Annotated in this window: 20 protein-coding genes and 1 pseudogene; 9 read left to right on the top strand and 12 right to left on the bottom strand. The window is 63.5% G+C overall.

Translation table 11 applies throughout. The annotated features are described in order from the left end of the window. Window positions 1-55: 55 nt before the first annotated feature. Together ACLRGI_RS22155 and ACLRGI_RS22150 are read left to right on the top strand one after the other, a co-directional pair. Entirely contained in the window at window positions 56-841 is a 786-nt protein-coding gene (locus tag ACLRGI_RS22155) for a putative protein N(5)-glutamine methyltransferase (protein WP_419203606.1), read from the top strand. Between the two features lie 278 nt (window positions 842-1,119). Beyond that, on the top strand, window positions 1,120-2,760 hold the full coding sequence (locus ACLRGI_RS22150; protein ID WP_419203605.1) for an MFS transporter: 1,641 nt from the start codon (window positions 1,120-1,122) through the stop codon (window positions 2,758-2,760). A 113-nt stretch (window positions 2,761-2,873) separates the two neighbouring features. Here the strand turns inward: ACLRGI_RS22150 and ACLRGI_RS22145 are convergent, their stop codons facing one another. Continuing rightward, on the bottom strand, window positions 2,874-4,289 hold the full coding sequence (locus ACLRGI_RS22145) for an aminotransferase-like domain-containing protein (RefSeq protein WP_419203604.1): 1,416 nt from the start codon (window positions 4,287-4,289) through the stop codon (window positions 2,874-2,876). On the opposite strand from ACLRGI_RS22145, the pseudogene ACLRGI_RS22140 reads away from it, so the two are divergent. The 3 genes and pseudogenes from ACLRGI_RS22140 (at window position 4,288) to ACLRGI_RS22130 (ending at window position 6,231) form a co-directional block, all read left to right on the top strand. Then, window positions 4,288-5,226 (top strand): annotated as a pseudogene (locus ACLRGI_RS22140) (DMT family transporter). The gene ACLRGI_RS22145 and the pseudogene ACLRGI_RS22140 overlap by 2 nt on opposite strands. A 6-nt stretch (window positions 5,227-5,232) precedes the next feature. After that, on the top strand, window positions 5,233-5,856 hold the full coding sequence (locus ACLRGI_RS22135; RefSeq protein WP_419203603.1) for an FMN-binding negative transcriptional regulator: 624 nt from the start codon (window positions 5,233-5,235) through the stop codon (window positions 5,854-5,856). A 9-nt stretch (window positions 5,857-5,865) separates the two neighbouring features. Then, complete coding sequence (locus ACLRGI_RS22130) at window positions 5,866-6,231, top strand: VOC family protein (RefSeq protein WP_419203602.1); 366 nt, start codon at window positions 5,866-5,868, stop codon at window positions 6,229-6,231. Here ACLRGI_RS22130 and ACLRGI_RS22125 read toward each other — a convergent pair whose 3' ends face one another. Then, the gene (locus tag ACLRGI_RS22125; RefSeq protein WP_419203601.1) at window positions 6,232-6,747 is read right to left on the bottom strand and encodes a GNAT family N-acetyltransferase; all 516 of its coding nucleotides are present in this window, start codon (window positions 6,745-6,747) and stop codon (window positions 6,232-6,234) included. Further along, complete coding sequence (locus tag ACLRGI_RS22120; RefSeq protein WP_419203600.1) at window positions 6,744-7,214, bottom strand: SRPBCC family protein; 471 nt, start codon at window positions 7,212-7,214, stop codon at window positions 6,744-6,746. Before ACLRGI_RS22120 ends, ACLRGI_RS22125 begins: the two co-directional genes overlap by 4 nt. Before the next feature lie 132 nt (window positions 7,215-7,346). On the opposite strand from ACLRGI_RS22120, the gene ACLRGI_RS22115 reads away from it, so the two are divergent. Continuing rightward, window positions 7,347-8,420: an FUSC family protein gene (locus ACLRGI_RS22115; protein WP_419203599.1), complete on the top strand. Its 1,074-nt coding sequence runs from the start codon at window positions 7,347-7,349 to the stop codon at window positions 8,418-8,420. Window positions 8,421-8,425: 5 nt separating this feature from the next. Here the strand turns inward: ACLRGI_RS22115 and ACLRGI_RS22110 are convergent, their stop codons facing one another. Continuing rightward, window positions 8,426-8,857, bottom strand: a complete 432-nt coding sequence (locus ACLRGI_RS22110) for a hypothetical protein (protein WP_419203598.1) — start codon at window positions 8,855-8,857, stop codon at window positions 8,426-8,428. Between the two features lie 93 nt (window positions 8,858-8,950). Then, window positions 8,951-10,708: a sigma-70 family RNA polymerase sigma factor gene (locus tag ACLRGI_RS22105; RefSeq protein ID WP_419203597.1), complete on the bottom strand. Its 1,758-nt coding sequence runs from the start codon at window positions 10,706-10,708 to the stop codon at window positions 8,951-8,953. A gap of 412 nt (window positions 10,709-11,120) precedes the next feature. On the opposite strand from ACLRGI_RS22105, the gene ACLRGI_RS22100 reads away from it, so the two are divergent. Together ACLRGI_RS22100 and ACLRGI_RS22095 are read left to right on the top strand one after the other, a co-directional pair. Next, on the top strand, window positions 11,121-11,810 hold the full coding sequence (locus tag ACLRGI_RS22100; protein WP_419203596.1) for a helix-turn-helix domain-containing protein: 690 nt from the start codon (window positions 11,121-11,123) through the stop codon (window positions 11,808-11,810). Next, window positions 11,803-12,621: a hypothetical protein gene (locus ACLRGI_RS22095; RefSeq protein WP_419203595.1), complete on the top strand. Its 819-nt coding sequence runs from the start codon at window positions 11,803-11,805 to the stop codon at window positions 12,619-12,621. Before ACLRGI_RS22100 ends, ACLRGI_RS22095 begins: the two co-directional genes overlap by 8 nt. Window positions 12,622-12,765: 144 nt before the next feature. On the opposite strand, the gene ACLRGI_RS22090 is transcribed toward ACLRGI_RS22095, so the two are convergent. The 5 genes from ACLRGI_RS22090 to ACLRGI_RS22070 form a co-directional block, all read right to left on the bottom strand. Beyond that, window positions 12,766-13,545, bottom strand: coding sequence for an SDR family NAD(P)-dependent oxidoreductase (locus ACLRGI_RS22090; protein ID WP_419203594.1), 780 nt, complete (start codon window positions 13,543-13,545; stop codon window positions 12,766-12,768). 97 nt (window positions 13,546-13,642) lie between these two features. Continuing rightward, window positions 13,643-15,490: an IucA/IucC family protein gene (locus tag ACLRGI_RS22085; RefSeq protein WP_419203629.1), complete on the bottom strand. Its 1,848-nt coding sequence runs from the start codon at window positions 15,488-15,490 to the stop codon at window positions 13,643-13,645. A gap of 5 nt (window positions 15,491-15,495) precedes the next feature. Then, window positions 15,496-16,086 carry a GNAT family N-acetyltransferase gene (locus ACLRGI_RS22080; RefSeq protein WP_419203593.1) on the bottom strand — a complete coding sequence of 197 codons (591 nt, stop codon included), beginning with the start codon at window positions 16,084-16,086 and terminating at the stop codon, window positions 15,496-15,498. Beyond that, window positions 16,083-17,438 carry a lysine N(6)-hydroxylase/L-ornithine N(5)-oxygenase family protein gene (locus ACLRGI_RS22075; RefSeq protein ID WP_419203592.1) on the bottom strand — a complete coding sequence of 452 codons (1,356 nt, stop codon included), beginning with the start codon at window positions 17,436-17,438 and terminating at the stop codon, window positions 16,083-16,085. The genes ACLRGI_RS22080 and ACLRGI_RS22075 overlap by 4 nt, the downstream gene beginning before the upstream one ends. After that, on the bottom strand, window positions 17,435-18,997 hold the full coding sequence (locus ACLRGI_RS22070; protein ID WP_419203591.1) for a pyridoxal phosphate-dependent decarboxylase family protein: 1,563 nt from the start codon (window positions 18,995-18,997) through the stop codon (window positions 17,435-17,437). Before ACLRGI_RS22070 ends, ACLRGI_RS22075 begins: the two co-directional genes overlap by 4 nt. Window positions 18,998-19,227: 230 nt before the next feature. Between ACLRGI_RS22070 and ACLRGI_RS22065 the strand changes: the two genes are divergently transcribed. Then, complete coding sequence (locus ACLRGI_RS22065) at window positions 19,228-19,584, top strand: hypothetical protein (RefSeq protein WP_419203590.1); 357 nt, start codon at window positions 19,228-19,230, stop codon at window positions 19,582-19,584. 43 nt (window positions 19,585-19,627) lie between these two features. Here the strand turns inward: ACLRGI_RS22065 and ACLRGI_RS22060 are convergent, their stop codons facing one another. Both ACLRGI_RS22060 and ACLRGI_RS22055 read right to left on the bottom strand, forming a co-directional pair. After that, entirely contained in the window at window positions 19,628-20,056 is a 429-nt protein-coding gene (locus ACLRGI_RS22060) for a hypothetical protein (RefSeq protein WP_419203589.1), read from the bottom strand. Between the two features lie 46 nt (window positions 20,057-20,102). Next, a partial coding sequence (locus ACLRGI_RS22055; protein ID WP_419203588.1) for a CLIPPER-2 domain-containing protein occupies window positions 20,103-20,822 on the bottom strand: 720 nt, incomplete at its 5' end.

Below are 20,822 nucleotides of genomic sequence, written 5' to 3'. Positions count from 1 at the left end.
CCCATGTCTCATACCCTAACCAAAAACTGAGAACTTTGGGAACCCTTTGGCTAGCATGGCCTTCATGACCCGGGGATCCGACGTTGTGGCCGCCCTACGCGCCGCCGGCTGTGTTTTCGCGGAGGACGAAGCGCAACTGCTGATCGGCGCCTCCAACCATCCGGAACAGCTCAACCGCATGGTGGACCAACGGCTCAGCGGACTGCCCCTGGAACACATCGTCGGTTGGGCGGAGTTCTGCGGGACGCGGATGTCCGTGGAACCCGGCGTGTTCGTGCCGCGGCGTCGGACGGAGTTCCTGGTGCGGGTGGCGGCGATGATTGCCAAGCCTGGAGCCGTCGTCGTGGACCTCTGCTGCGGTTCCGGGGCGATCGGTGCCGCGCTGAACGATCGCCTGGAAAGCTGCGATCTGCACGCGGCGGACATCGACCCCGTCGCTGTCCAGTGCGCGCGCCGCAACGTTGAGCCCCGTGGCGGCGCTGTTTACCAGGGGGACCTCTACGCGGCACTCCCCCATGGACTACGCGGGAAAGTGGACGTGCTGCTCGCGAATGCGCCGTATGTTCCCACAAAGTCCATCGCGATGATGCCGCAGGAGGCACGGCTCCATGAGCCGCGGGCAGCGCTCGACGGCGGTGCTGACGGTTTGGAGGTACAGCGTCGCGTAGTGCTGGGGGCGCCTCGGTGGCTGGCGCCGGGCGGGTCGTTGGTGATTGAAACTTCAGGGCAGCAAGCGCCTGAGACCGCCCGGCTCTTGGACGGGGCGGGTTTGCTCGGGGACGTGGCCTCGGATGAAAGCTTGGGTGCAACGGTGGTGACCGGGTCCCCAAGGAGCCGTTGAACCGTCAGCTTTTAGGCCCTGATCCTGCCCGTTAAGTGGGCTTAGCTAAACAATTTGGTAACAACGTGCTCCGGAGGGCAAAAGCGGGGCAAAATCCGCATGGTTACAGGGCAAGAGCGGGCAATGAGATGCAACAGACCTAGGCAATTTGCACCCTCAGACGGCCCAAAAATCGGATCTCAACTCGGGTTTTTGGCCCGAAACCCGTAAAATTGAAACCCTGCCCAGAGCGGGGCAGCAGAAGTCGCAAGCAAATGACCTCCCTAGGAGAAGCCCAAATGCCCACAGACCAAAGCAACACCGTCTCTCCGGATGGCGCAAGGAACGCCACCGGGAACCAGGTATTGGCAGGCCCCACCCCGGCCGCCACAAACGCAGCAAGTTCAGCAAGTTCAGTAACCACAGCAAAGAAAACGAAGCTTCGCCCGAAGCGCCGGCTCAAAGAATCCGACGTCAACGTGGTGAACAAGCCGATGCTGCGCAAAGCACTCGGCGGCACGATCGTCGGCAACACCATGGAATGGTATGACGTGGGCGTGTTCGGCTACCTCATCACCACCATGGGCCCTGTCTTCCTGCCGGAAGCAGACAAGTCCGTCCAGACACTCTTCCTTCTGGGCACCTTCGCCGCAACCTTCATCGCGCGCCCCCTCGGTGGCGTTGTCTTCGGTTGGCTGGGCGACAAGGTGGGCCGCCAGAAGGTGCTCGCAGCAACACTGATGCTCATGGCGGCAAGTACGTTCGCCGTCGGCCTCCTTCCCGGCTACGCGCAGATCGGCATCTGGGCCGCCGCGTTGCTGGTGATTCTCAAGCTCATTCAGGGCTTCTCCACCGGCGGCGAGTACGCCGGTGCCACCACCTTCGTCAGCGAGTACGCCCCGGACAAACGCCGCGGCTACTTTGCCAGCTTCCTGGATATGGGCAGCTACATCGGCTTTGCCCTCGGTGCCGCCCTGGTTTCGGTCCTGCAGCTCACGCTCGGACAGGCAGCCATGGAGGAATGGGGTTGGAGGATTCCGTTCCTGATCGCTGGTCCGCTGGGTCTCATCGCCGTGTACTTCCGTAGCAAGATCGAGGAATCCCCCCAGTTCCAGGCAACCCTGGACGCCCAGGAAGCCTCCGCCAAGGACGCAGCATCGCAGGATGCCGCCGTGGCCAAGGGACCTATTGGCATCATCAAGGCCTACTGGCGGCAAATCGTGCTGGCCATGATCCTCGCAGCCGCCGCCAACACTGTTGGTTACGCCCTGACGTCGTACATGCCCACGTACCTCACGGATTCCAAGGGCTACGACCCCGTCCACGGCACTTTGCTGACCATCCCGGTCCTGGTGATCATGGCTGTCTGCATCCCGCTGACCGGTAAGCTTTCGGACCGAATCGGACGCCGTCCCGTGCTGTGGATCGGTGCAGGCAGCACCATTGTCTTCGCCATCCCTGCCTTCCTGCTGATCGGCATTGGCGACGTCTGGTCCACGCTGGCCGGCCTTGCCCTGATCGCCTTCCCGGTGACGTTCTACATTGCCAACCTGGCCTCGGCCCTGCCGGCCCTGTTCCCGACGTCCAGCCGTTACGGCGGAATGGGCATCGCCTACAACTTCTCGGTTGCGATCTTCGGCGGAACCACGCCGTTCATCGTCCAGGGCCTGATCGAAGGCACGGGCGACGACATGATGCCGGCGTACTACCTGATGGCTACGTCCATCATTGGTGCGATTGCCATCTACTTCCTGCGTGAATCCGCCCAGCGCCCCCTGCCCGGTTCCATGCCGAGCGTGGACACCCAGGCCGAAGCGCGCGAGCTCGTGGCAACCCAGGACACCAACCCGCTGATCAATCTGGATGAAATGCCGTTCGACGGCCGTCCGATCGATGACGCCGTGTTCGGCAAGAGCGACAAGGACCTGACCCCCGCTTAGGAACTCTTTGCCTGCAACTTCTGCGCAGCCATTCAGATAGTTCGCGGCCATCTTGCCGCCCAACGTAGCCACCAGCCCCAAGGCGCTCTCCTTGAGGTTGGTGGCTACGGCTGTTAAAGCCCCGATTGGGCCCGCACTGCCTCACCGATAATTCGCGCGCCTTCCGGGAAGCCGCCCGGATTGGGGCCAGCGTAATTGAGCCGGATATACGGCCCTTCCGGTTCCGCGGGGAACCACTCAGTGCCCGCCGCGATCAACACCCCGGCCGCCTCGCAATCCTTGGTGAGCTGATCGACGTCGAACCCGTCCGGCATGCGCAGCCACAAGTTCAGGCCGCCCTTTGGCAGGTGGCTGAGATGTGCTTGCGGGACATGTTCGCGAAGGCTCGTGACCAGCAAATCGCGCCTCGACTGCAGTTGATGGCTGATCCCGCGAAGGTGCGTTTGCCACCCTGGCTGCGTGACGACGTCGAGCGCTGCTGCCTGAAGCAGGCCGCTGACGTACATCGACTCGGCGGCCTGCGCACCCATGATGCGTTCGCGCGCCGGCCCGCGGGCGATGATCGCAGCGATACGGACGGACGGCGAGACGCTCTTGGTCAGGGAGCGAATGTAGACCACGTGCCCGGAGTCGTCCTTGGCAGCGAGCGGGACTGACGGAGCGGTGATGCCGAAGTCGTGCGCCCAGTCGTCCTCCACAAGGAAAGCTCCGTGCCTCTGGACGATCCGCAGGACCTCTTCCCCACGTTCGGCCGACCATTGGGCCCCCGTCGGATTGGCAAAGTTGGGCTGGGCGTAGAACAGCCGCGCACCCGATTCCTCGAAAGCCCGGTCCAGTTCTTCCGGATCCGGACCTTCCGGGCCGCTGGGGACGGGAATCACGTTGACGCCCGCCTGGCCCGCCGCGAGCAGCGCACCCCAGTAACTGGGCGACTCCACCAGCAGCGGCTGGCCGTACCCCACAAGACCGCGGAAAACCGAGCTGAGTCCACTTTGGCTACCCGGAAGAACGACGACGTCGCTCGGCTGGGGCGGGGTGACGCCCACCGGCGTTGAGGTACTGAGTTCCTGCGCGAACCAGGTCTGGAGTTCAGGAAGTCCTTGGGCCGGCGGCCGGGAGAGCGCGGCGTCTCCCCGTGCTGCGCGGGTGAGTGCGGCGCGGACGAGTCTTTCGGGGAGGAGTTCGCGGTCCGGATACCCGGAGTGGAACGCGATGACGTCGTTGGAAGCGCTCCGCATGGCAGCCAGGTTCAGTGGCCGCGCGGTTTGGGCTGCGCGCAACGCCGCTGTTTGCCAGCCGTAGTCCGACGGCCTGGCCGTCCGGTAGGCCCGGACGAAAGTCCCCACGCCGGGACGGCTCTCTATCAGGCCTTGTGCCGTGAGTGTCCGCAGGGCCTTCTGGACCGTGACGGGGCTGGCTTGGTACTCGGCCACCAGCTGACGCGTGGAGGGCAGCTTGGCTCCTGGCGCAGCCCCTGCGATCCATTCTTTTACTCGCAAGACGATTCGCGAACTGCTATCGTGATTCATGAGTCCTAATAGTAGCGCTACTACCCTTTCGCGACCAGTGGTATCCGCCCGAACGTCAACCGGTGTTTGGTGGGGCCTCCTTGGCGTCGTCGCTTTCTCCTTCACGGTTCCATTGACGCGGGTGGCGGTAGAGGGCTTTTCGCCGCTCTTCATCGGAGCGGGACGTGCGGTGGTTGCCGCCATCCTTGCAGCGCTTGCCCTGGGCCTGACGCGGCAGCGGTTTCCCCAGGGCAAGCAGTGGTTCAGGCTGGCCGTGGTGGCCGGTGGAATCGTCGCCGGCTTCCCGTTGCTCACCACCTTCGCCCTCACCAGCACCTCTGCGAGCCACGGGGCTGTAGTCATTGCCATACTGCCCGCAGCTACGGCGACGGCAGCGGTGATCAGGGGACGCGAACGCCCGCGCTTGTTGTTCTGGGTCCTCACGGCTGTGGGCGTGATCGCCGCTGTGGTGTTTGCACTGGTTCAGTCCGGTGGTTTCGGTTCGCTGCACTGGTTTGACTCACTGACCTGGGCTGACCTTTTGCTGCTGGGTGCCGTGATTGCCGCGGCCATTGGCTATGCAGAAGGTGGGCTGCTGGCGCGCGAACTCGGCGCTTGACAGACCATCTCCTGGGCCTTGGTGGTCGCTGCCCCTGTGATGATCCTGCTGACGGTGGTCTCGCTGGGCTCAGGCACCCCCTCGGCCACGCCGATCCAGTGGTTGTCCTTCGCTTACCTCGGCGTGGTGAGCATGTTCCTCGGGTTCTTCGCTTGGTACCGGGGCCTGGCCATCGGCCCCATGGCGCAGGTCAGCCAGATCCAGCTCGTCCAACCCGTCATGAGCATCGCTTGGGCAGGGCTCCTGCTCGGCGAATCGATGACGTGGACTACCGTGATCGGAGGCCTCGCGGTGATCCTTTGTGCCGGTGCCGCCGTCCGTGTCAGGCTCAGGAAGTAGGAATCCATGTACACCCCAGCTCACTTTGCAGCCTCCGATGACGCCGTCGCCTCCCTGCTTCATCACGCCGGGGCAGCCAACTTGGTCACCATGACGGAGGACGGCTTGCTGGCCACCCTGTTGCCGTTCGTCTACGAGTCTTCGGTTGGTGGGCACGGCGCCTTGCACGCGCACATGGCCCGCAACAACACTCAGTGGTCTTTGCCGGTGACCGGAGAAGCCCTCATGATCGTCCAGGGCAACGATGCCTACATCTCCCCGTCCTGGTACGCGTCCAAAGCCGAACACGGACGGGTGGTTCCAACATGGAACTACTCCACAGCCCACGTTTACGGTGAGTTGGTGATCCACGACGACGCCCAGTGGCTGGCCAACCACGTCCGGCGCCTCTCTGACCACCACGAGGCCGGAATGCCCCGCCCCTGGAGCGTGGACGAAGCACCCGAGCGGTTCATCGCCGGGCAGTTACGGGCGATTGTCGGCGTCGAACTTTTGATCCACCGAGTGGAAGCGAAGAACAAGCTCAGCCAGAACCGCGCTCCGGCCGATGTTGATGGAGTCATCGCGGGACTCCGCGCCCGTGGCGACTCGGCGAGCGCGGCCGATGTGGAACGGGCGCGGACCTCGTAGAATCGGCGCATGCCTGACGTTGCTTCGGAATCCCCGAGACCCACTGGGTCCATCCACCATCTTGAAATCTGGGTGCCGTTCCTTGACCGGGCAAGGGAAGAATGGGGCTGGCTCCTGGGCGAGCTCGGTTACGAACCCTTCCAGGAGTGGCCCACGGGGTGCAGTTGGAAGCTCGATGGAACGTACGTGGTGGTGGAGCAGACGGATGCCACCACCGCCACAACCCACCGGCGCACTGATCCCGGGGTCAACCACATAGCCTTCCATGCCGGAACCCGGGAGAACGTGGACCGGATCCGGGCTCTCGGCGCGGAGCACTACGCGGCGTACCTGCTTAATACGGACAGTTACGAGGTTGAGTTGGTGGCGGACTAGCTACTTGGGCGGGACCGCCGGGCGCCACATGGCTACGCGGGGCCACCGGGTCAGGCCCAACTCGGCCTCGTGATCCATGAGGCGGGTCAGCTCCGGACCCCAACTGCCGGCGTCGAGCACCGCGAAGCCGAGACGACGATAGTACGGGGCGTTCCATGGCACATCCCGGAACGTGCTAAGGGTTTGCCGCTGCATCCCGTGACCTCGGGTCCAGACGCGCGCGGCATGCAGGAGCTCGCGGCCCAGGCCTTGGTGCGCTTGATCCGGATGGACGCTGACCTGCTCTACGTGGCCTTCGCCGTCAACGACGTCCGCCAACAGGTATGCCACCGGGTAGTCGAGCCCGTCGACTGACACCCAGGCGCGCCCGGCTGTGGCGTAACTGTTCAGCTCATCGATGGAGAGGGGCTCGTCATCCGCGATGGAGTCCATTCCCAAGCCCCGGAAAGCCTCGCCCGCGGCACGCTCGATCTCCTGCAGGCTCAGCAGGTCGTCAGCATGCGCGAGCCTGATCATTGCCGGGAATCCAGGGCTGGCGGGGTTTGGGCTGCCAGATACGCGTTGCGTTTCTCGATCAGGTTCTGCAGGTAGCGGGCCAGGATCAGCTTCTCCACCAGCCTGCCCAGCGGACCGAACGGTGCGGCGAATTCCACGGTATCCACCATGAGGGTCCCGCTGCCGTCCGGCCGGAACTCGTGCGTGTGGCGGAGGTACTTGAAAGGGCCCTTCACCTGCTCATCAGAGAACGACGACGGCGCCTCCATCCGCGTAATGCGGCTGGTCATGCGGAACCGGACTCCGAGGTGCCGGGCCTGCCAAGTGACAGTCTCGCCTTCCGAGATCAGCCCGGTGGTGACGCCAGCCACCGCCTTCTCGCGGCTTTGGGTCATTGACCCCACGTGGGCATCGATGTTCCGGGAAAGATCGAACAGCTCCTGCGGGGACATACTGGAGCGGGTGCGGCATACGAAGGCAACGGGCATACCTCGATCTTCCCAGACGTTCCCGGCTGCGTGCGCCCCACCTCGCTACGGCTTGTGACCGGGCTAATGGCGGGTTGCGCAGCCATCCTTGATAATTTCATGGGAGTCCCTCGATGATTGGTGGTGTTTTCCGTGCCCGCAATCATCGCCCATGCCCGGGAACTGCACCGGCTGGGCCCTCCCAACAACGATCGCCTCTCAGCAGTACGCGTTGCCCTGAGCGTCGCAGTACCAGGGCTGTTCCTCATTCTCATAGGCCGCCCAGACCTCATGATGTACGCCGTCTTCGGTGCACTGACCGGGATGTACGGCCGCAACGAAACGCATCAGCTCCGGCTTAAGCACCAAGCCCAGGCTGCACTGTTCCTGGTGGGCGGGCTCACCATCGGCGTGTTCCTCTCCGTCAACCACATCCAGTCCTGGTGGTTGGTGCTGGTGGCAACCCTCTTTGCCGGCGCCGGCTCCCTCTACGCGGACGCGGTCCGCCTCAAACCCATAGGCCCGTTCTTCGGTATCCTCGCCCTGGGCGCCTGCGCTTCCGTACCAACCAACGTGCCGTTCACGACGGCGGTACTCATCGGGGCAGCCTCCGCCGCCTTTTCCCTGGTAGTCGGTTTTAGCGGCTGGTTCCGGCGACGCACATGGGTTCCCGGTGCCGGCCGCGATGTTCCGGTCCTTTGCGGCCCGCAGCGTCAGGCTGCCCTGGTTCAGGCTGCCTTGGTCCATGCGTCACGCTACTCGCTGGCAGTCGGTGTTGCCGGGGCCATCGGAGTGCTGACTGGCAGCGGCCATCCTCACTGGGCCATGGCCGCCGCAGCCGTTCCCCTCGCAGGGGCCGACCTCCCAAGTCGTGTCCACCGAGGTATCCACCGCATTGTGGGGACGTTCCTCGGCTTGGGGATAGTCGCCGTCGTGCTTTTCCCTGGTCCGCTATCGCCGCTTCAGTACTTCCCGGGCCAAACGGCCGTGGTGCTCGCTGTGCTGGTGGTTCTGTGCCAGTTCCCCACCGAACTGTTCATGGCACGCCACTACGGGTGGGCCATGGTGTTCTTCACGCCAGTGATCCTGCTGATTGCGCAACTTGCCGCTCCCATGGACCCCGGGGTGCTGGTCATGGAGCGTGCCATTGAGACGTTCGTGGGTGCCGTGGTTGGCATTGCAGTGGCGGTGCTCGTGCGCGCGCCGAGGGGCAGCGTCAGCTCTTAGCCTAGTCAGCTGGTGACTACCAGGATGTTCGGGTGGATCTTCGTCAGCCCGCTCTGCTCAAGCTCCTTGGTGTCATAGTCGTCGGAAACCAGGACAGTAGTTTTCTGGTCCGGACCACTGACCCTCACCAGCTCTCCTTGGATGGAATCACTGCATCCGCTGTGGGAGAAGGCCGGTTCCGCAGCTTCTACGATCACGCAGGACGGGCTGCCCTGTTTGCCTTGTCCCAGGAAGTACTTCTTCCCGTTTGCCTCGGCAACCAGAAGCACCTTTTCCAGGTCGAATTGGTCGAGGTTCGGGACCTTCGGCGGAGTGTCCGCCTCCGTCGCCTCACGTTCCAACGCCTTGAAACCCGTGTAACCGGTAGCGGAGCACCCGCTCAGCAACACGCCGCTTACAACCACGGCCGTTATGAATGCCAAGGATTTATTCGTCATGGCGCTGCCCCCTCAGGCTCGAATGAAGTGTCATAGTAACCCGCTCCTCGCTGTCTCCCCTGGTCATGTGCCTCCTGGGCCCCGGACGTGACTCTAGAAAGTGTTGGAGAAGGTGACTTTCTCAATACCTGTGCCGCTGAATGAATAGTCCAGCGTGGTAACTTTCGCTTCGTCCTGCTTGGAGACTCCGAGCAGGAACGTCAGGTTGGCCGCGTCCACAGCGGTGCTGGTGCAGCGGAATTGCCTGGTGGGAGCAGCGTCGTCTGTTACACAGGTCCAGCCGGCCGGTTCAATCAGCTTGCCCGGGATCATGTCCGCGTCGGCAGAAATCGCGAAGACCACCTCAGCGGCGGCCGGGGCCGCTTGATCCTGAAGCTGGAAGGTGACAGTGACATCGGTATCCGACGCCGTTGTTCCCGCCTCGGCGGTGAACGTCGCCGTCACTGCCGGGACAGGAGCCGACGTCGCGCTCGAGGTGGGGCTCGAGGTGGGGCTCGGGGAAGGGCTCGGAGCAGGCGTCGGCGATGGGGTGGTGATCGGCGGCACCGCTGGAAGCGTGGGACGGCTCGCGGGCTCGGTGGGCGCGATGGTGGGCAACGGCTGGAGGACCGGCGGCGGCGGCTTCCCGGGGGTTGGCAACGGTTTGGGCAAGAGGCCGGGTCCTGGTTGCGTAATGGGCGGGAACGGAAAGAGCAACGACTCTTCATCGGTGTCTTTCGGGGGTTTGCTGAGGTCCGGGAATAGCGGGAATTCATCCTCGGGCGCTCCCGGCTCCGTTAGCGGCGGCGCGGTGACCTGCGGCGCCGTCGGCTGCCTTACGGTGGATGATGCTTCGTCCACCGGAGGCCCCAAGGGGTCTGATCCTCCAAACGCCACGGCCGCAGTCACTGCAACGGCTGTTACGGCCAAGACACTTGCGCCGACCTTCCATAGGAGGGCGACCCCTTTGGGACCCGCGCCGTGAACCGCGGTGCTGCCGGCGCTGGCTCCTGTGCCGGCCCCTGCCCCCGCCGCAGCCCCGGCGAGCGCGGGAAAGGCGGAGCTGAACGCTACTCCTGCCACCAGCGGGAAGATCACTGCACGCATGGCGGATTGGACGTCATTGAGGTCCAGCAGCAGGGCGGTGCATTTGCTACAGCCCTCCAAATGCTCCTGCACCCGGTCTTGGCTGCGCCGACTCAGCCCCTCCCGGGAGTAAGCACCCAGTTGGGTTGAGTATTTCTCGCAGTCTTTCCCTGCGGACGAGCTGATGTGGTTTTGGAGGTAGGCCTGGCGGAGACGTTCCCGGGCCCTGAGGGCCAGGGAGGACACACCGTTGGGAGTCAGACCCAGCAGCGGCGCAGCGGCGGCGGGCTTTAAGCCCTCGATGTCCACGTACCAGAGGACTTCCTGCCAACGTTCCGGAAGGGAGCGGAAGGCCTGCGCCACCGCTGTCGATTCAAATTTTGCGACGACCGGATCATCCTGGGCATCTACGGTATCCAGCATGTAAGACTCAGCTGTTGGGCTGGTACGGGTTCCCGCCCTGTTCATGCGATGCGCAATTCGCCGCACGGCCGTCAGCAAGTAGGCGCGGAAAAAGGATTCGGGCCCCTTACCTGCGGCCAAAGCCTGGTAGACGGAGGTAAAAGCGTCAGCCACCACGTCGTCAACGTCCGCGAAGTTGTCCAGTTGCGCGGCGGCCACGGTTCGAGCCATGGAATGATGCCGCGCAAAGAGCGTCTCGAACGCAGCTTTGTTTCCTTCCCGGACCCGCAGCACCAGTTCCGCGTCGCTGTCCTCCACGGCGACGGAACCGCCGTCGTGCGTTGCGTGCCGTCCGTTGCCCTCCAATGGAGCTGTTTCGCTCATGCCCGTACCCGCTTTGGACACGGCATCGTTCGCGGGAAAACGAGACCCTCGTAGGGCCCTGTTTACGGGACCACGCTGCTGTAGCCCCCGTGGGACAGCCATGCCGGTGCCACACTCCAGCCTCAGCCTAAGACCTACGACGCTTCAGGAGAACACCAAGGGGTCGTTTTGTGGTTTATCGTTCAATTCGGTCGCCGAGGCGGGCCTGATGTGAGCTTGGCGGGCAGGACGCGTCTTGACGTCGGGGGCACGGTGGAGGAACAACTGACTGGAGAGGCCGCGCGGCCCCGGACTTCGAAGACTCTCAGAATCGCGGTCTGTGGCACTCATGCCCGCGACCCATGGCACCATTACTCTCTCAAGAAAGCTTTAGCGTATTGACACAAACATTGCCAGGAGAAAGCATTAGCGTATGGAACGAAGCAATGGACTCTCAACGGCAGAGGTAGCAGAACGTCTGGGCATAACCCAGGTATCGGTACGCCAGCTCGTGGAATCAGGACAGCTCACTGTCGTTGGACGAGTCGGCCGCTCCATTCTCCTCGACAGGTCCTCCGTCGAACGGCTTTCCGCAGCCGGCACCCGCCGAGGCCGAGCCTGGACAGCCAAGACGGCTTGGGCGGCGCTGGCACTGTTGTCCGGGCAGAACCCCACGTGGATCTCATCGTCGGAGAAGTCACGGCTCAAAAGCAGACTGCGGCATCTCGATGCAGCAGCTGTCTGCATCCTCGCAAGGCATAAGGATCGGACGTCCCGGTACAGGGCGACGAGGGATGCCTTGGATCACCTCAGCCATTACCTGATCGCCAGCGGGGCCACCGCCATGCGCGACGAATCCACTGCCGAGACGTTCGGCATGACCGGCGGGAGCGGGATCGCCGAAGGCTACGTCATGGCCGGGGACGCTAAGCCGTTGGCTGATTCATTGGGCCTCGTCGAGGACCCGTCGGGTAACGCCATCATCCATGAGGTCGAGCTGGAAGAGCCATTCGCCGAGGGCCGGGTGCCAGTCGCCGCCATCGCCGTGGACCTGATGGGGTCACTGGCAACCCGGGAACGCAGCGCCGGCCAGCGCGTCATCGAGGAGCTGCTGCATGTCTGAGATGGACCTGGCCGAGGTGGCCACGGCCGATGGCCGGGAAATCTGGGACGTCCCTGCACCACCGGGAGGCTGGGGTACGCCTTGGCCGCAGTGTGTCGAGCTGGCCAAGGCGCTGCCCTCCACCCAGTGGACGCTCGTGGGCGGTCTCATGGTCCAGCTGCACTCCGCAGCCGCTGGCCTGCCGGTCTCTCGGCCAACCGCTGATGTGGACATCGTTCTGCACATCGAGACCGGCGCGGCCACGACGTCGTCCGTGTCAGCAGTGCTCACCGGACTTGGCTACGCCCTGCAGAAGTCCATCGACCACGACGCCCCGGCGCACCGGTTCGTCCGCGGCAAGCAGCAGATCGACGTCATGATCGCCGACCAGATGCCTGAGGCGAAAATTCCCACCATTGGTGGCCGCAAGCCCTTCCAAGTCTCCGGCGGCACGCAAGCGCTGAAGCGGACCGTCAACTGTCGGGTTGTCGGCGACGACGACGAGCCTGTCCTCATCAGCATCCCCAACGCGCTTGGTGCCTTGGTCCTGAAAGGCGCGGCGTACCGGGAGGACTCCCGCGACCGGGACCGGCACCTCGACGACGCCGTGGTCTTGTGCGCCACCATCAAGACGCCTCTGGCCACCGCCAAAGAGATGGGCGGCAGCGACCGGTCCCGCATCCTGACACTTCACGGCGTGCTTGAGAATCCAGACCACCGTTCCTGGCAACTCCTGGACGAGGCTGACCGGACACCGGCGATGGACGCGCTCCGCATCCTGGCAAGCAACCCGCAGCAGCTCCTGCCTGTGAACAGGCTTAAGAAGGGATAGACAGCAGGGCCAGGGCGGGAACCATCACCACCGTCACGGCGACGATCGTGCCATCCACGACGGGGCCGGTTGTCGTTCTTGTCCGGGGCCGGGTGGACCTGCCGGTCGACGAATAGTCCAACTTCGGCTGTCATCGACGGACTTCTATTCAGAGGCCGGTCGCCGAGGCGGGCCCGATGTGAGCTTGGCCGGCAGGATGCGTGCGAAGAAGCTGACCACCTTGTACCGCCGGGTGGGGATGGAGACACCCTTGCCCTTGGCGTTGTCCTCCAGCCCCTCGCGCACCACACGCTCGGCGGTGAGCCACAAGAACCGGGGAGCAACGGTTTTATCCATGCCCATGCGGTCATGGAATTCCGTGTGCGTGAATCCCGGGCAAACGGCGGTGACCTGCACTCCGGATTTCGCGTAGGTGATGTTGGCCCATCGGCTGAACGTCACCTGCCAGGCTTTGGCAGCGGAGTAGGTGCCCCTGTTGGCGAACGCTGCCACGCTGGCGACGTTGATGATCCGCCCCTTCCCGCGGGCCAGCATGACTTCCAGCGCCGCATGGCTCAGTTCCATGGGCGTCTGGACATGAAGCCTCAAGTGGCGGCGTTCTTCGTCCAGGTCATTCCGTTCGAACGACTTCAGCAAACCGATGCCCGCATTGTTGACCAGTACATCCACAGGCCGTGCAGCGTCCCGCAAGCGGTCGGCAACTGCTGAAACGCCGACGTCGGTGGTCAAGTCCGCCGAAAGGACCTCCGCCGAGATACTGAAGTCGCGCTCAAACTCTTCGGCCTTCTCTTTCAGGCGCTGTTCATCGCGGGCCACCAGGACCAGGTGGTGGCCCGCCTCGGCGAGTTGACGGGCGAATTCCGCACCGAGCCCGGCGGTGGCCCCGGTTACCAAGGCAGTGAGTTCGTTGGCTCGAGTCGTCATGCGCCTAGACTAGCCCCTCCCACTCCGCGCCGAGTTGCCAGTTAATACCCATGTCTGCGAACAGGATTGGTATTAAGTGCCAACTCGGCGGAGGGGATCAGGCGAACTTGGCCAGGGGGTTCGCCAGGCGGCCGGCCATCTGGAGGCCACCGGAGGGGTCCGAGATGTCAAGCATCTGTTGGTTGTTCCGGAGTTGCAGGCGGTTGAGGCAGGAGAGCTCGAAGTCCGGCGCGAACAGATCGTGCATGGCGAACTGGTCCGCCAGCTCCGGATGGCGCTGCTGGTATTCCCGCAGCACGGCGGCCGCAGTCCCCCAGAACTCGTCCTCGCGTAGCGTCCCATCCTCCACAAGAATTGCACCGAGGAAACGGAAGATGCAGTCAAAGACATCCGTGAAGACGGCAAGGACCATTTCCTCGGCCGGGATCTCGGCCTTGATGCGGGAGACTTCCTCGGGAAGATCCAGCCGGTCCCCCATCACCACGATTTCTTCGGCGATGTCCTTCATGATCGCGCGGACGGGCACGCCGTCTTCGAGGATCAGGATGACGTTTTCGCCATGTGGCATGAAAGCGAGCTCGTACTCGTAGAGGCAGTGGACCAGCGGTACGAGGTACGCCTCGAAGTAGCGGCGCAGCCACTCGGTAGGTGCCAGGCCGGAACGGTGAATCAGTGCCGAAACCACCGCTTCCCCGGAAGTGTCCACGTGGAGCAACGACGCCATGGTTGCCAGCTGCTGCCCGTCCTTGAGCAACGGCAGCGGGCTTTCCCTCCACAGGGCAGAGAGCATCTTCCGGTAGGGGGAACCCTTGGCCGAAGCAGCCTCGTAGTAGTGGTTGTGATAGCCGATGGCCGCGGTTTCACGGATCATGGCCAGGCCCCGGTTCTGGAGCTCCTGGTCATTGCCGATCAGATCCTGCAGCCAGTCATTGATGGCTGGCGTTGCCTTCATATACTGCGGGGACAGGCCGCGCATGAAGCCCATGTTCAGTACGGACATAGCCGTCTTGACGTAGGCCTTTTCAGGGAAATCGGTGTTGAAGAACGTACGAATGGACTGCTGCGCCTGGTACGAATCTTCGCCGGTACCCAGGTTCACGATGTGGCGCTGGGCGATTTCTGCCGCGAACGTCACCGTGAGCTTGTTGTCCCACTGCCACGGGTGGACCGGCATGAGGAGGTAGTCCTCGGGGTCCAAGCCGGAGGCGGAGAGTTCAGCGTTGAACCACGCAAGGGTGGCCGGCCCAAGTTCGGCCTCGAAGTGCGTCCGGTAATCCAGCCCCGCACTGGAGGTGAAGACGGCCTTGCTGCGGTGCACGGCGATCCACTGCAGCTTCACGGTTGCGCCGGTTTCCGGTGCGAATGCATGGTAGTCGGCGATTCCGAATCCCAGCCGGCCGTTGTTGGCCACGAAGCACGGGTGGCCCTCGGTCATGCTGTGCTCAATCGCTTGGAAGTCGGCGGCCCGGTCTGCGCCACCGGTGACGCCGGCAGCCAACTGGGCGGAGCTGAACGGCTTGCCCTGCTTGTAGGCGTGGCTGGCCAGCGTGCTGCTGATTTCCTCGAGGTACACAGGCAGCATTTCCTGGCGGATGGCCAGTGCCTCATGAAACTCCGCGATGAAGTCCAAGGCGTCTACCGGGAGCTCCTGGCCCTCCCGCAACCGAAGGATGGATTCCGCGGACACGGACCAGTGCTCCAACTGCAGGAGGCGGGCCCGGAAGCGGTATTCCGTAGCGGCGTCATCGCTCACTACCTTGTACAGCCCCACGCCGTCACCCTCCTCCCGCATCAGCTCCGGCACCAGGATGCGCTCGTGCGAGAACTCGGCGATTGCTTTGCGGACCAAGTGCCTGTTGGCGATGGCCCAGCGCTCGGGGGTCAGGTGGGACACAGGAGCCGCGACCTCTTTAGGGTTGGTTTCGGCCTGTTCGGTGGTGCTGATGGTGGTCACAGGGATTCTCCTCTGGTCGCCGCGGCAGGCGCGGCCAGAATCGGGGTCAGGGTGGCGAGGAAATCCTCGCGGGTGCAGAAGCTCAGGAGCCCCTGCTTATGCTCTTCGGCGGGGTCGACGGCGGGAAGGGTCACCACGCCGTGCGGGCGGAAGCCCACCTTCTCGTTGAGCACATGGATCTTCTGGTTGCGGGCATCAGGCTCGACGACCACCCGCCGCGTTGCGGGGTCTGCGAACAGTTCGGCCATCACGTGCTGCATGACGGACGTGGTGAAACCAGGCTTCGGGTCACCGCTGGGCGGGGCCACGAGCAGGTGCATGCCGATATCCCCTTCCTGGACCTCGTAGACATCTGCCAACGGCGAGGACCCGGGACGGTACCGCTCCATCAGGAAGGCGGGAACGCCGTCGTCGAGCCCCAGGAACGCCTGGTGATGGCCGGACTCAGCAATCCGCGAGTACTCCTCCACTACGTCCTGCTCAGTGGCCGAAACCATGCCCCAAAAGCGTGCATACTCCTGACTGACCCAACTGTGCAGGACAGGTGCGTCCACCACGGGGTCCACCGGCCGGAACGTGAAGCTCATACTGTGGCTCCAGCGGTTTCGGGGAGACCGGCGGCCACCGGAGCAGCCACCGGGACGGGCGCGCCGAACTGCTGGAACGCGATGCTTCGCTCGATCGGATAAACCTCGCGGCCAGTGATTTCCCGCAGGATGCAGGAGTTTCGGTAGGCGGACATGCCGAGGTCCGGCGTGACGAATCCATGCGTGTGCAGTTCGGCGTTCTGGACGAAGATTTCGCCGGGTTCGACGCCGATACCGTAGTTGCGCTCGACGTCGAAGCGGCCTTTGGAGTCGCGGCGGATCCGGTCCTGGATGCCCGCCAGGAAGGCGGGCTCCTTGTAGGTGTAGCCGGTGGCGAGGACCACGGCCTCGGACTCCAGGCTGTAATCGCGGCCGTGTTCCTCGTGGTGCAACTGAAGGGTGTGGGTACCGGCGTCTGCGTCCCACCCGGCAGCGGTGAGCGAGGAGTGCGTGTGCAGCTGGGTGTCCACCATGCCGGAGAGGCTCTTGGTGTAGAGGAGATCGTAAATGTCGTCGATCAGGTCCGAGTTGATGCCCTTATACAGGTTCTTCTGGCTCTTGATCAGCGAATCGCGCTGCTCGCCCGGGAGCGAGTGGAAGTAGTCAACGTACTCCGGCGAGGTCATCTCAAGGGTGAGCTTGGTGTACTCCAGCGGGAAGAAGCGGCCCGAGCGGGTGACCCAGTTGAGCTGGTAACCGTAAACATCAATTTCCTGAAGGAGTTCGTAGTAGAGCTCGGCGGCGCTCTGCCCGCTGCCCACGATGGTGATGCTGCGCTTGGACTGCAGTTCACTCTTCCTCGACAGGTAGTCGGCGTTGTGGAGGACAAGTCCACCGGCCTCCACAATTCCTGCACAGGAATCCGGAACGTAGGGCGACGTGCCGGTGCCCAGCACCAGCTTCCGGGCGCGAAGCACCTCAGCACCCTCCGGCCCCTGCACCGAGAGGCGGTACACGCCGTCGTCGTACGTCACATCCAGCACATCCGTGCTAAAACGAACGGACTCAAGCTGGCCGGCCACCCACTGGCAGTACTGGTTGTACTCGGCGCGCAACGGGTAGAAGTTCTCGCGGATATAGAAGCGGTACAGGCGGCCCGTTTGCTTCAGGAAGTTCAGAAAGGAAAACGGCGACGTCGGGTCGGCAAGCGTCACCAGGTCCGCCATGAACGGAACCTGCAGGTGCGCGGGCTCCAGCATCATGCCGGGGTGCCAATCGAAGGACTCACGACGGTCCAGGAAGACGCACTCGAGGTTCTCCACGGGCTCGCTCAGCGCGGCCAAGCCCAGGTTGAAAGGCCCGACGCCGATACCTGCCACGTCATGGATCTTGCCGTTGTCTTGGGTGCTCACGCTGCAGCCTCCGTGGTGTTCGCCAACAGGCTGCTGCCCGTCCGGCGGATAAGTTCGATGATTTCCTGGATGTCCCTCAGGCTTGCCTCGGCGTTGAGGAGGGTGAATTTGAGGTAGTGGCGGCCAGCCACCTTGGTGCCGGCAACAACAGCTTCGCCGGAAGCGAAGATCGCGGCCCGGATAGCGGGGTTCAGTGCGTCCGCAGCGTCCTCGTCCAACTGAACGCCGTCGGTCATGGGGCGGTAGCGGAACACCAGGGTGCTCAGCTGTGGAGCGGCGGCCAGCTCGAAGTCGGCGTCGTCAGCCAGCAGTGTCCCCACCCGGGCTGCGAGGTCGATCGCCTCATCGAACAGGGCACCGATGGCATCGGCGCCCATGATGCGGAGGGTCAGCCACAGCTTCAGGGCATCGAAACGGCGGGTGGTCTGGATGCTCTTGTCCACCTGGTTGGGAATCTCGGCCTTGGCCGCACTCTCCGGGTTCAGGTAGTCCGCGTAGTAAGTGACGTGGCCCATCATGGAGCCGTTGCGGACCAGGACTGCGCTGGAACTGACAGGCTGGAAGAAGGTCTTGTGGAAGTCCACGGTGACGGAGTCCGCAAGGTGGATCCCGTCCAGGAGGTGACGGTGCCGTCCGGAAACGATAAGCCCGCCGCCGTAGGCACCATCCACGTGCAACCACGAATCGTAGGCGCGAACCAAAGCAGCCATCTCGGACAGCGGGTCAACCGAACCGAAGTCCGTGGTCCCCGCAGTGGCTACGACTGCCATCGGCACCAGCCCGGCGTCGTGCGCTTCCGCCAAAGCAGCCGCCAGGGCGGCTGGGTCCATGCGGTGGTCTTCGGTGGTTGGCACAGCAATGACAGCGTCGAAGCCCAGGCCCAGCATGGACGCGGATTTCCGGATGCTGAAGTGACTGTCCACGGAGGTGAAAATCCGGAGCCGGTCAAGCAGGAGCGGCAGGCGAGCGTCCCCCTTCGCGGCCCGCAGCTTGGCGACGGCATGATTGCGGGCAATCAGCAGCGCCTGGAAGTTGGACTGGCTGCCCCCGGAGGTGAACACGCCATCGGCGTCTTCCGTGAAGCCGATGCGCTCCGCCGTCCAATCGATGAGACGGCGCTCGATCATGGTGGCACCGGCGCTCTGGTCCCAGGTGTCCATGGAGGAGTTCACGGCCGAGAGCACGGCTTCACCCACCAGCGCCGGAATGACTACCGGGCAGTTCAGGTGCGCTGCGTAGCGGGAATCGTGGAAGTAGATGGCGTCCTTGAGGTAGAGCTCGTCAAGCTCTTCCAAGGCTGCGGCCGTATCCGGCAGTGGACGTTCAAGATCTACAGCGCCAACCTTTGCCTTCAGTTCAGCATGTCCGACGCCGGTGAACGGCTGGGCGGTCCGCTGGACTTTGGTGGAGACAGCGTTGACCCCCTGGAGAACCTGAGCGACGTAACTGGGCGAATTTCGTGCGTTGAACAGCTGGCTTGTGGCAGCGAGGGCCAGTTCCACTTTGGAGCCAAAATCCTGCTCCTGAGCGATCCGCTCTTCGACACTAGGTGACGTCACGTCAGCTTCCTTCCATTGCGTTGGGGGCGCTTGTTAGCAAGGTAAGCCTTACTTAGGTAAGCCTTTCCGTCAAACTTTTGTGACCTATTTCGCTCAGAAGGCGGTTTCACGTGGTTGTGGGGCACGGCAGGGCGTCATTGACTTTCCTTCAAGCCGCTTTGCGTGCAGAATATGGCACTCAGCGTGGGAGTAGAGTGCAAGGACTATCAGCTACGGCGGTTGGGGAACCCATGAAAGACCACGTGCACGAGCGCCTCGGTTTCCGCGAAATCGATGAGCACGGCAACACTGCGCCTGCGGTCAGCCCTCATGCGCCTGAACCGGCGGATCCCGAGCGAAAACGGCTGTCCATCAATCCGTTCATTGTTGCGCTGTGGGTGCTGGACGTGGGCCTGGCATGGTTTGGATTGTGGGCTCTGGCCACCGCGGCCGGTGCCATGATGGGACCTGCGCCCGGGGAATCAGCCCAGGTCAACTTCATGATCCTTTCCAACGCACCCTATGCACTGTTGGCTGCGTTGCTGATCACTGCCGCCCTACTCTTTTGGCACGCCGTGCAATGGCAAAAGAAGCGGCCCACCAGGTAGTAATCCCTGATCGACCGCTTCTTCAGCTTGTTACTGGTACCGCTTAGAGCACCGTGGCGCCCAGGACGCACTTGATATCGGCGGCCGGCTTGGTCACCTCAGCGTTGGCTTCCCAGTCAAGGGGCTCGCCTCCTTCAGCGTCCTTGAAGCTTTGCTCTCCGCGGGCGAGGACTGCCGAGGTCTTCGGGTCCACCCAACTGACGGTGATTTTGACCGTGCCCTTGCTTCCCTCGGGAGGTGTCACGGTCCCCTTGGCTGTCACCTTTCCGGGCGCAGTATCGCACGAGGTCATTTTTGTGGCCTCGATGATACCGGTCCCGGGGTTGGCAGGTTTTGCCTCACCCGTAGTAGCTGCCTGGGTTGTGGTTGACGACGGCGACGTGCCCGCCCCGGTGCTCTGGGAAGACGAGCAACCGGCCAGTGCGGCTGCCGAAACAAGCACCCCCACCATGCACGCGACTGACTTTTTCATGTGATGCCTAACTGGTTCTTTCTGTTTGCTCATTGGCGCCTACCTCCTATGCCTCGGAGCGCTTGCGACGCCCTACGAGGAACAGGAACAGGCCTGCGCCCACCACGAGGAGGCTGATCGGCAACACAGTGAGAACAACTCCCGTGTTGGCCAAGGGCCCTTCGGACTGGCTGGGAACAACCGGTGGGAAGGTCACAACAGCACTCGCCGGCGGCGTGATGACTACCGGCCCCAGTGGAGGCGTACCGGTTGCCGTGGCCGTATTGACCACTTCACCGGCATTGATATCCGCCTGGGTGATGGCGTACGTTGCCGTTGCGATCATGGTCTCGCCGGGCAGCAGGGTTCCTGCGGCAGCGGGCCAGGTGTAAACCAACGCCGACAGTCCTGGCATCAGGTCATTGACCGCAACATCCGTCAACGGGACATTTCCAGTGTTCTTCACCGTGAAGGTGTAGGTGATCATGTCGCCCACCTTGGTGGGGTCCCCCACTGCGGATGCATCGGCAGTCTTGGTGAACTCCATGCCTGAACTGGGTGTCAACGGGGTGTCCGTCTCGCCGGGGGGAGGCGTTACCGGGGTACCCGTGGGAGGCGTACCGGTGGTGGTTGCACTGTTGGCAACGTGCCCGGCATTGATATCCGCCTGGGTAATCGCATACGTAGCCGTAGCGCTCACGGTCTCACCAGGCAGCAGTGTTCCTGCAGCACCCGGCCAGGTGTAGGTCAACGCGGACAAACCAGCCAGCGGATCCTCGATGGAGAC

It is taken from the genome of Paenarthrobacter sp. PPS72 (assembly GCF_048537125.1).
In the GTDB taxonomy this organism is placed as follows: domain Bacteria; phylum Actinomycetota; class Actinomycetes; order Actinomycetales; family Micrococcaceae; genus Arthrobacter; species Arthrobacter nitroguajacolicus_E.
This window is presented reverse-complemented; position numbering and strand designations above follow the sequence as displayed.

Coding starts and splice junctions, on each gene's coding strand:
- ACLRGI_RS22155 (WP_419203606.1), top strand. CDS start 56: ATGGCCTTCATGACCCGGGGATCCGACGTTGTGGCCGCCCTACGCGCC.
- ACLRGI_RS22150 (WP_419203605.1), top strand. CDS start 1,120: ATGCCCACAGACCAAAGCAACACCGTCTCTCCGGATGGCGCAAGGAAC.
- ACLRGI_RS22145 (WP_419203604.1), bottom strand. CDS start 4,289: ATGAATCACGATAGCAGTTCGCGAATCGTCTTGCGAGTAAAAGAATGG.
- ACLRGI_RS22135 (WP_419203603.1), top strand. CDS start 5,233: ATGTACACCCCAGCTCACTTTGCAGCCTCCGATGACGCCGTCGCCTCC.
- ACLRGI_RS22130 (WP_419203602.1), top strand. CDS start 5,866: ATGCCTGACGTTGCTTCGGAATCCCCGAGACCCACTGGGTCCATCCAC.
- ACLRGI_RS22125 (WP_419203601.1), bottom strand. CDS start 6,747: ATGATCAGGCTCGCGCATGCTGACGACCTGCTGAGCCTGCAGGAGATC.
- ACLRGI_RS22120 (WP_419203600.1), bottom strand. CDS start 7,214: ATGCCCGTTGCCTTCGTATGCCGCACCCGCTCCAGTATGTCCCCGCAG.
- ACLRGI_RS22110 (WP_419203598.1), bottom strand. CDS start 8,857: ATGACGAATAAATCCTTGGCATTCATAACGGCCGTGGTTGTAAGCGGC.
- ACLRGI_RS22105 (WP_419203597.1), bottom strand. CDS start 10,708: ATGAGCGAAACAGCTCCATTGGAGGGCAACGGACGGCACGCAACGCAC.
- ACLRGI_RS22100 (WP_419203596.1), top strand. CDS start 11,121: ATGGAACGAAGCAATGGACTCTCAACGGCAGAGGTAGCAGAACGTCTG.
- ACLRGI_RS22095 (WP_419203595.1), top strand. CDS start 11,803: ATGTCTGAGATGGACCTGGCCGAGGTGGCCACGGCCGATGGCCGGGAA.
- ACLRGI_RS22090 (WP_419203594.1), bottom strand. CDS start 13,545: ATGACGACTCGAGCCAACGAACTCACTGCCTTGGTAACCGGGGCCACC.
- ACLRGI_RS22080 (WP_419203593.1), bottom strand. CDS start 16,086: ATGAGCTTCACGTTCCGGCCGGTGGACCCCGTGGTGGACGCACCTGTC.
- ACLRGI_RS22065 (WP_419203590.1), top strand. CDS start 19,228: ATGAAAGACCACGTGCACGAGCGCCTCGGTTTCCGCGAAATCGATGAG.
- ACLRGI_RS22060 (WP_419203589.1), bottom strand. CDS start 20,056: ATGAAAAAGTCAGTCGCGTGCATGGTGGGGGTGCTTGTTTCGGCAGCC.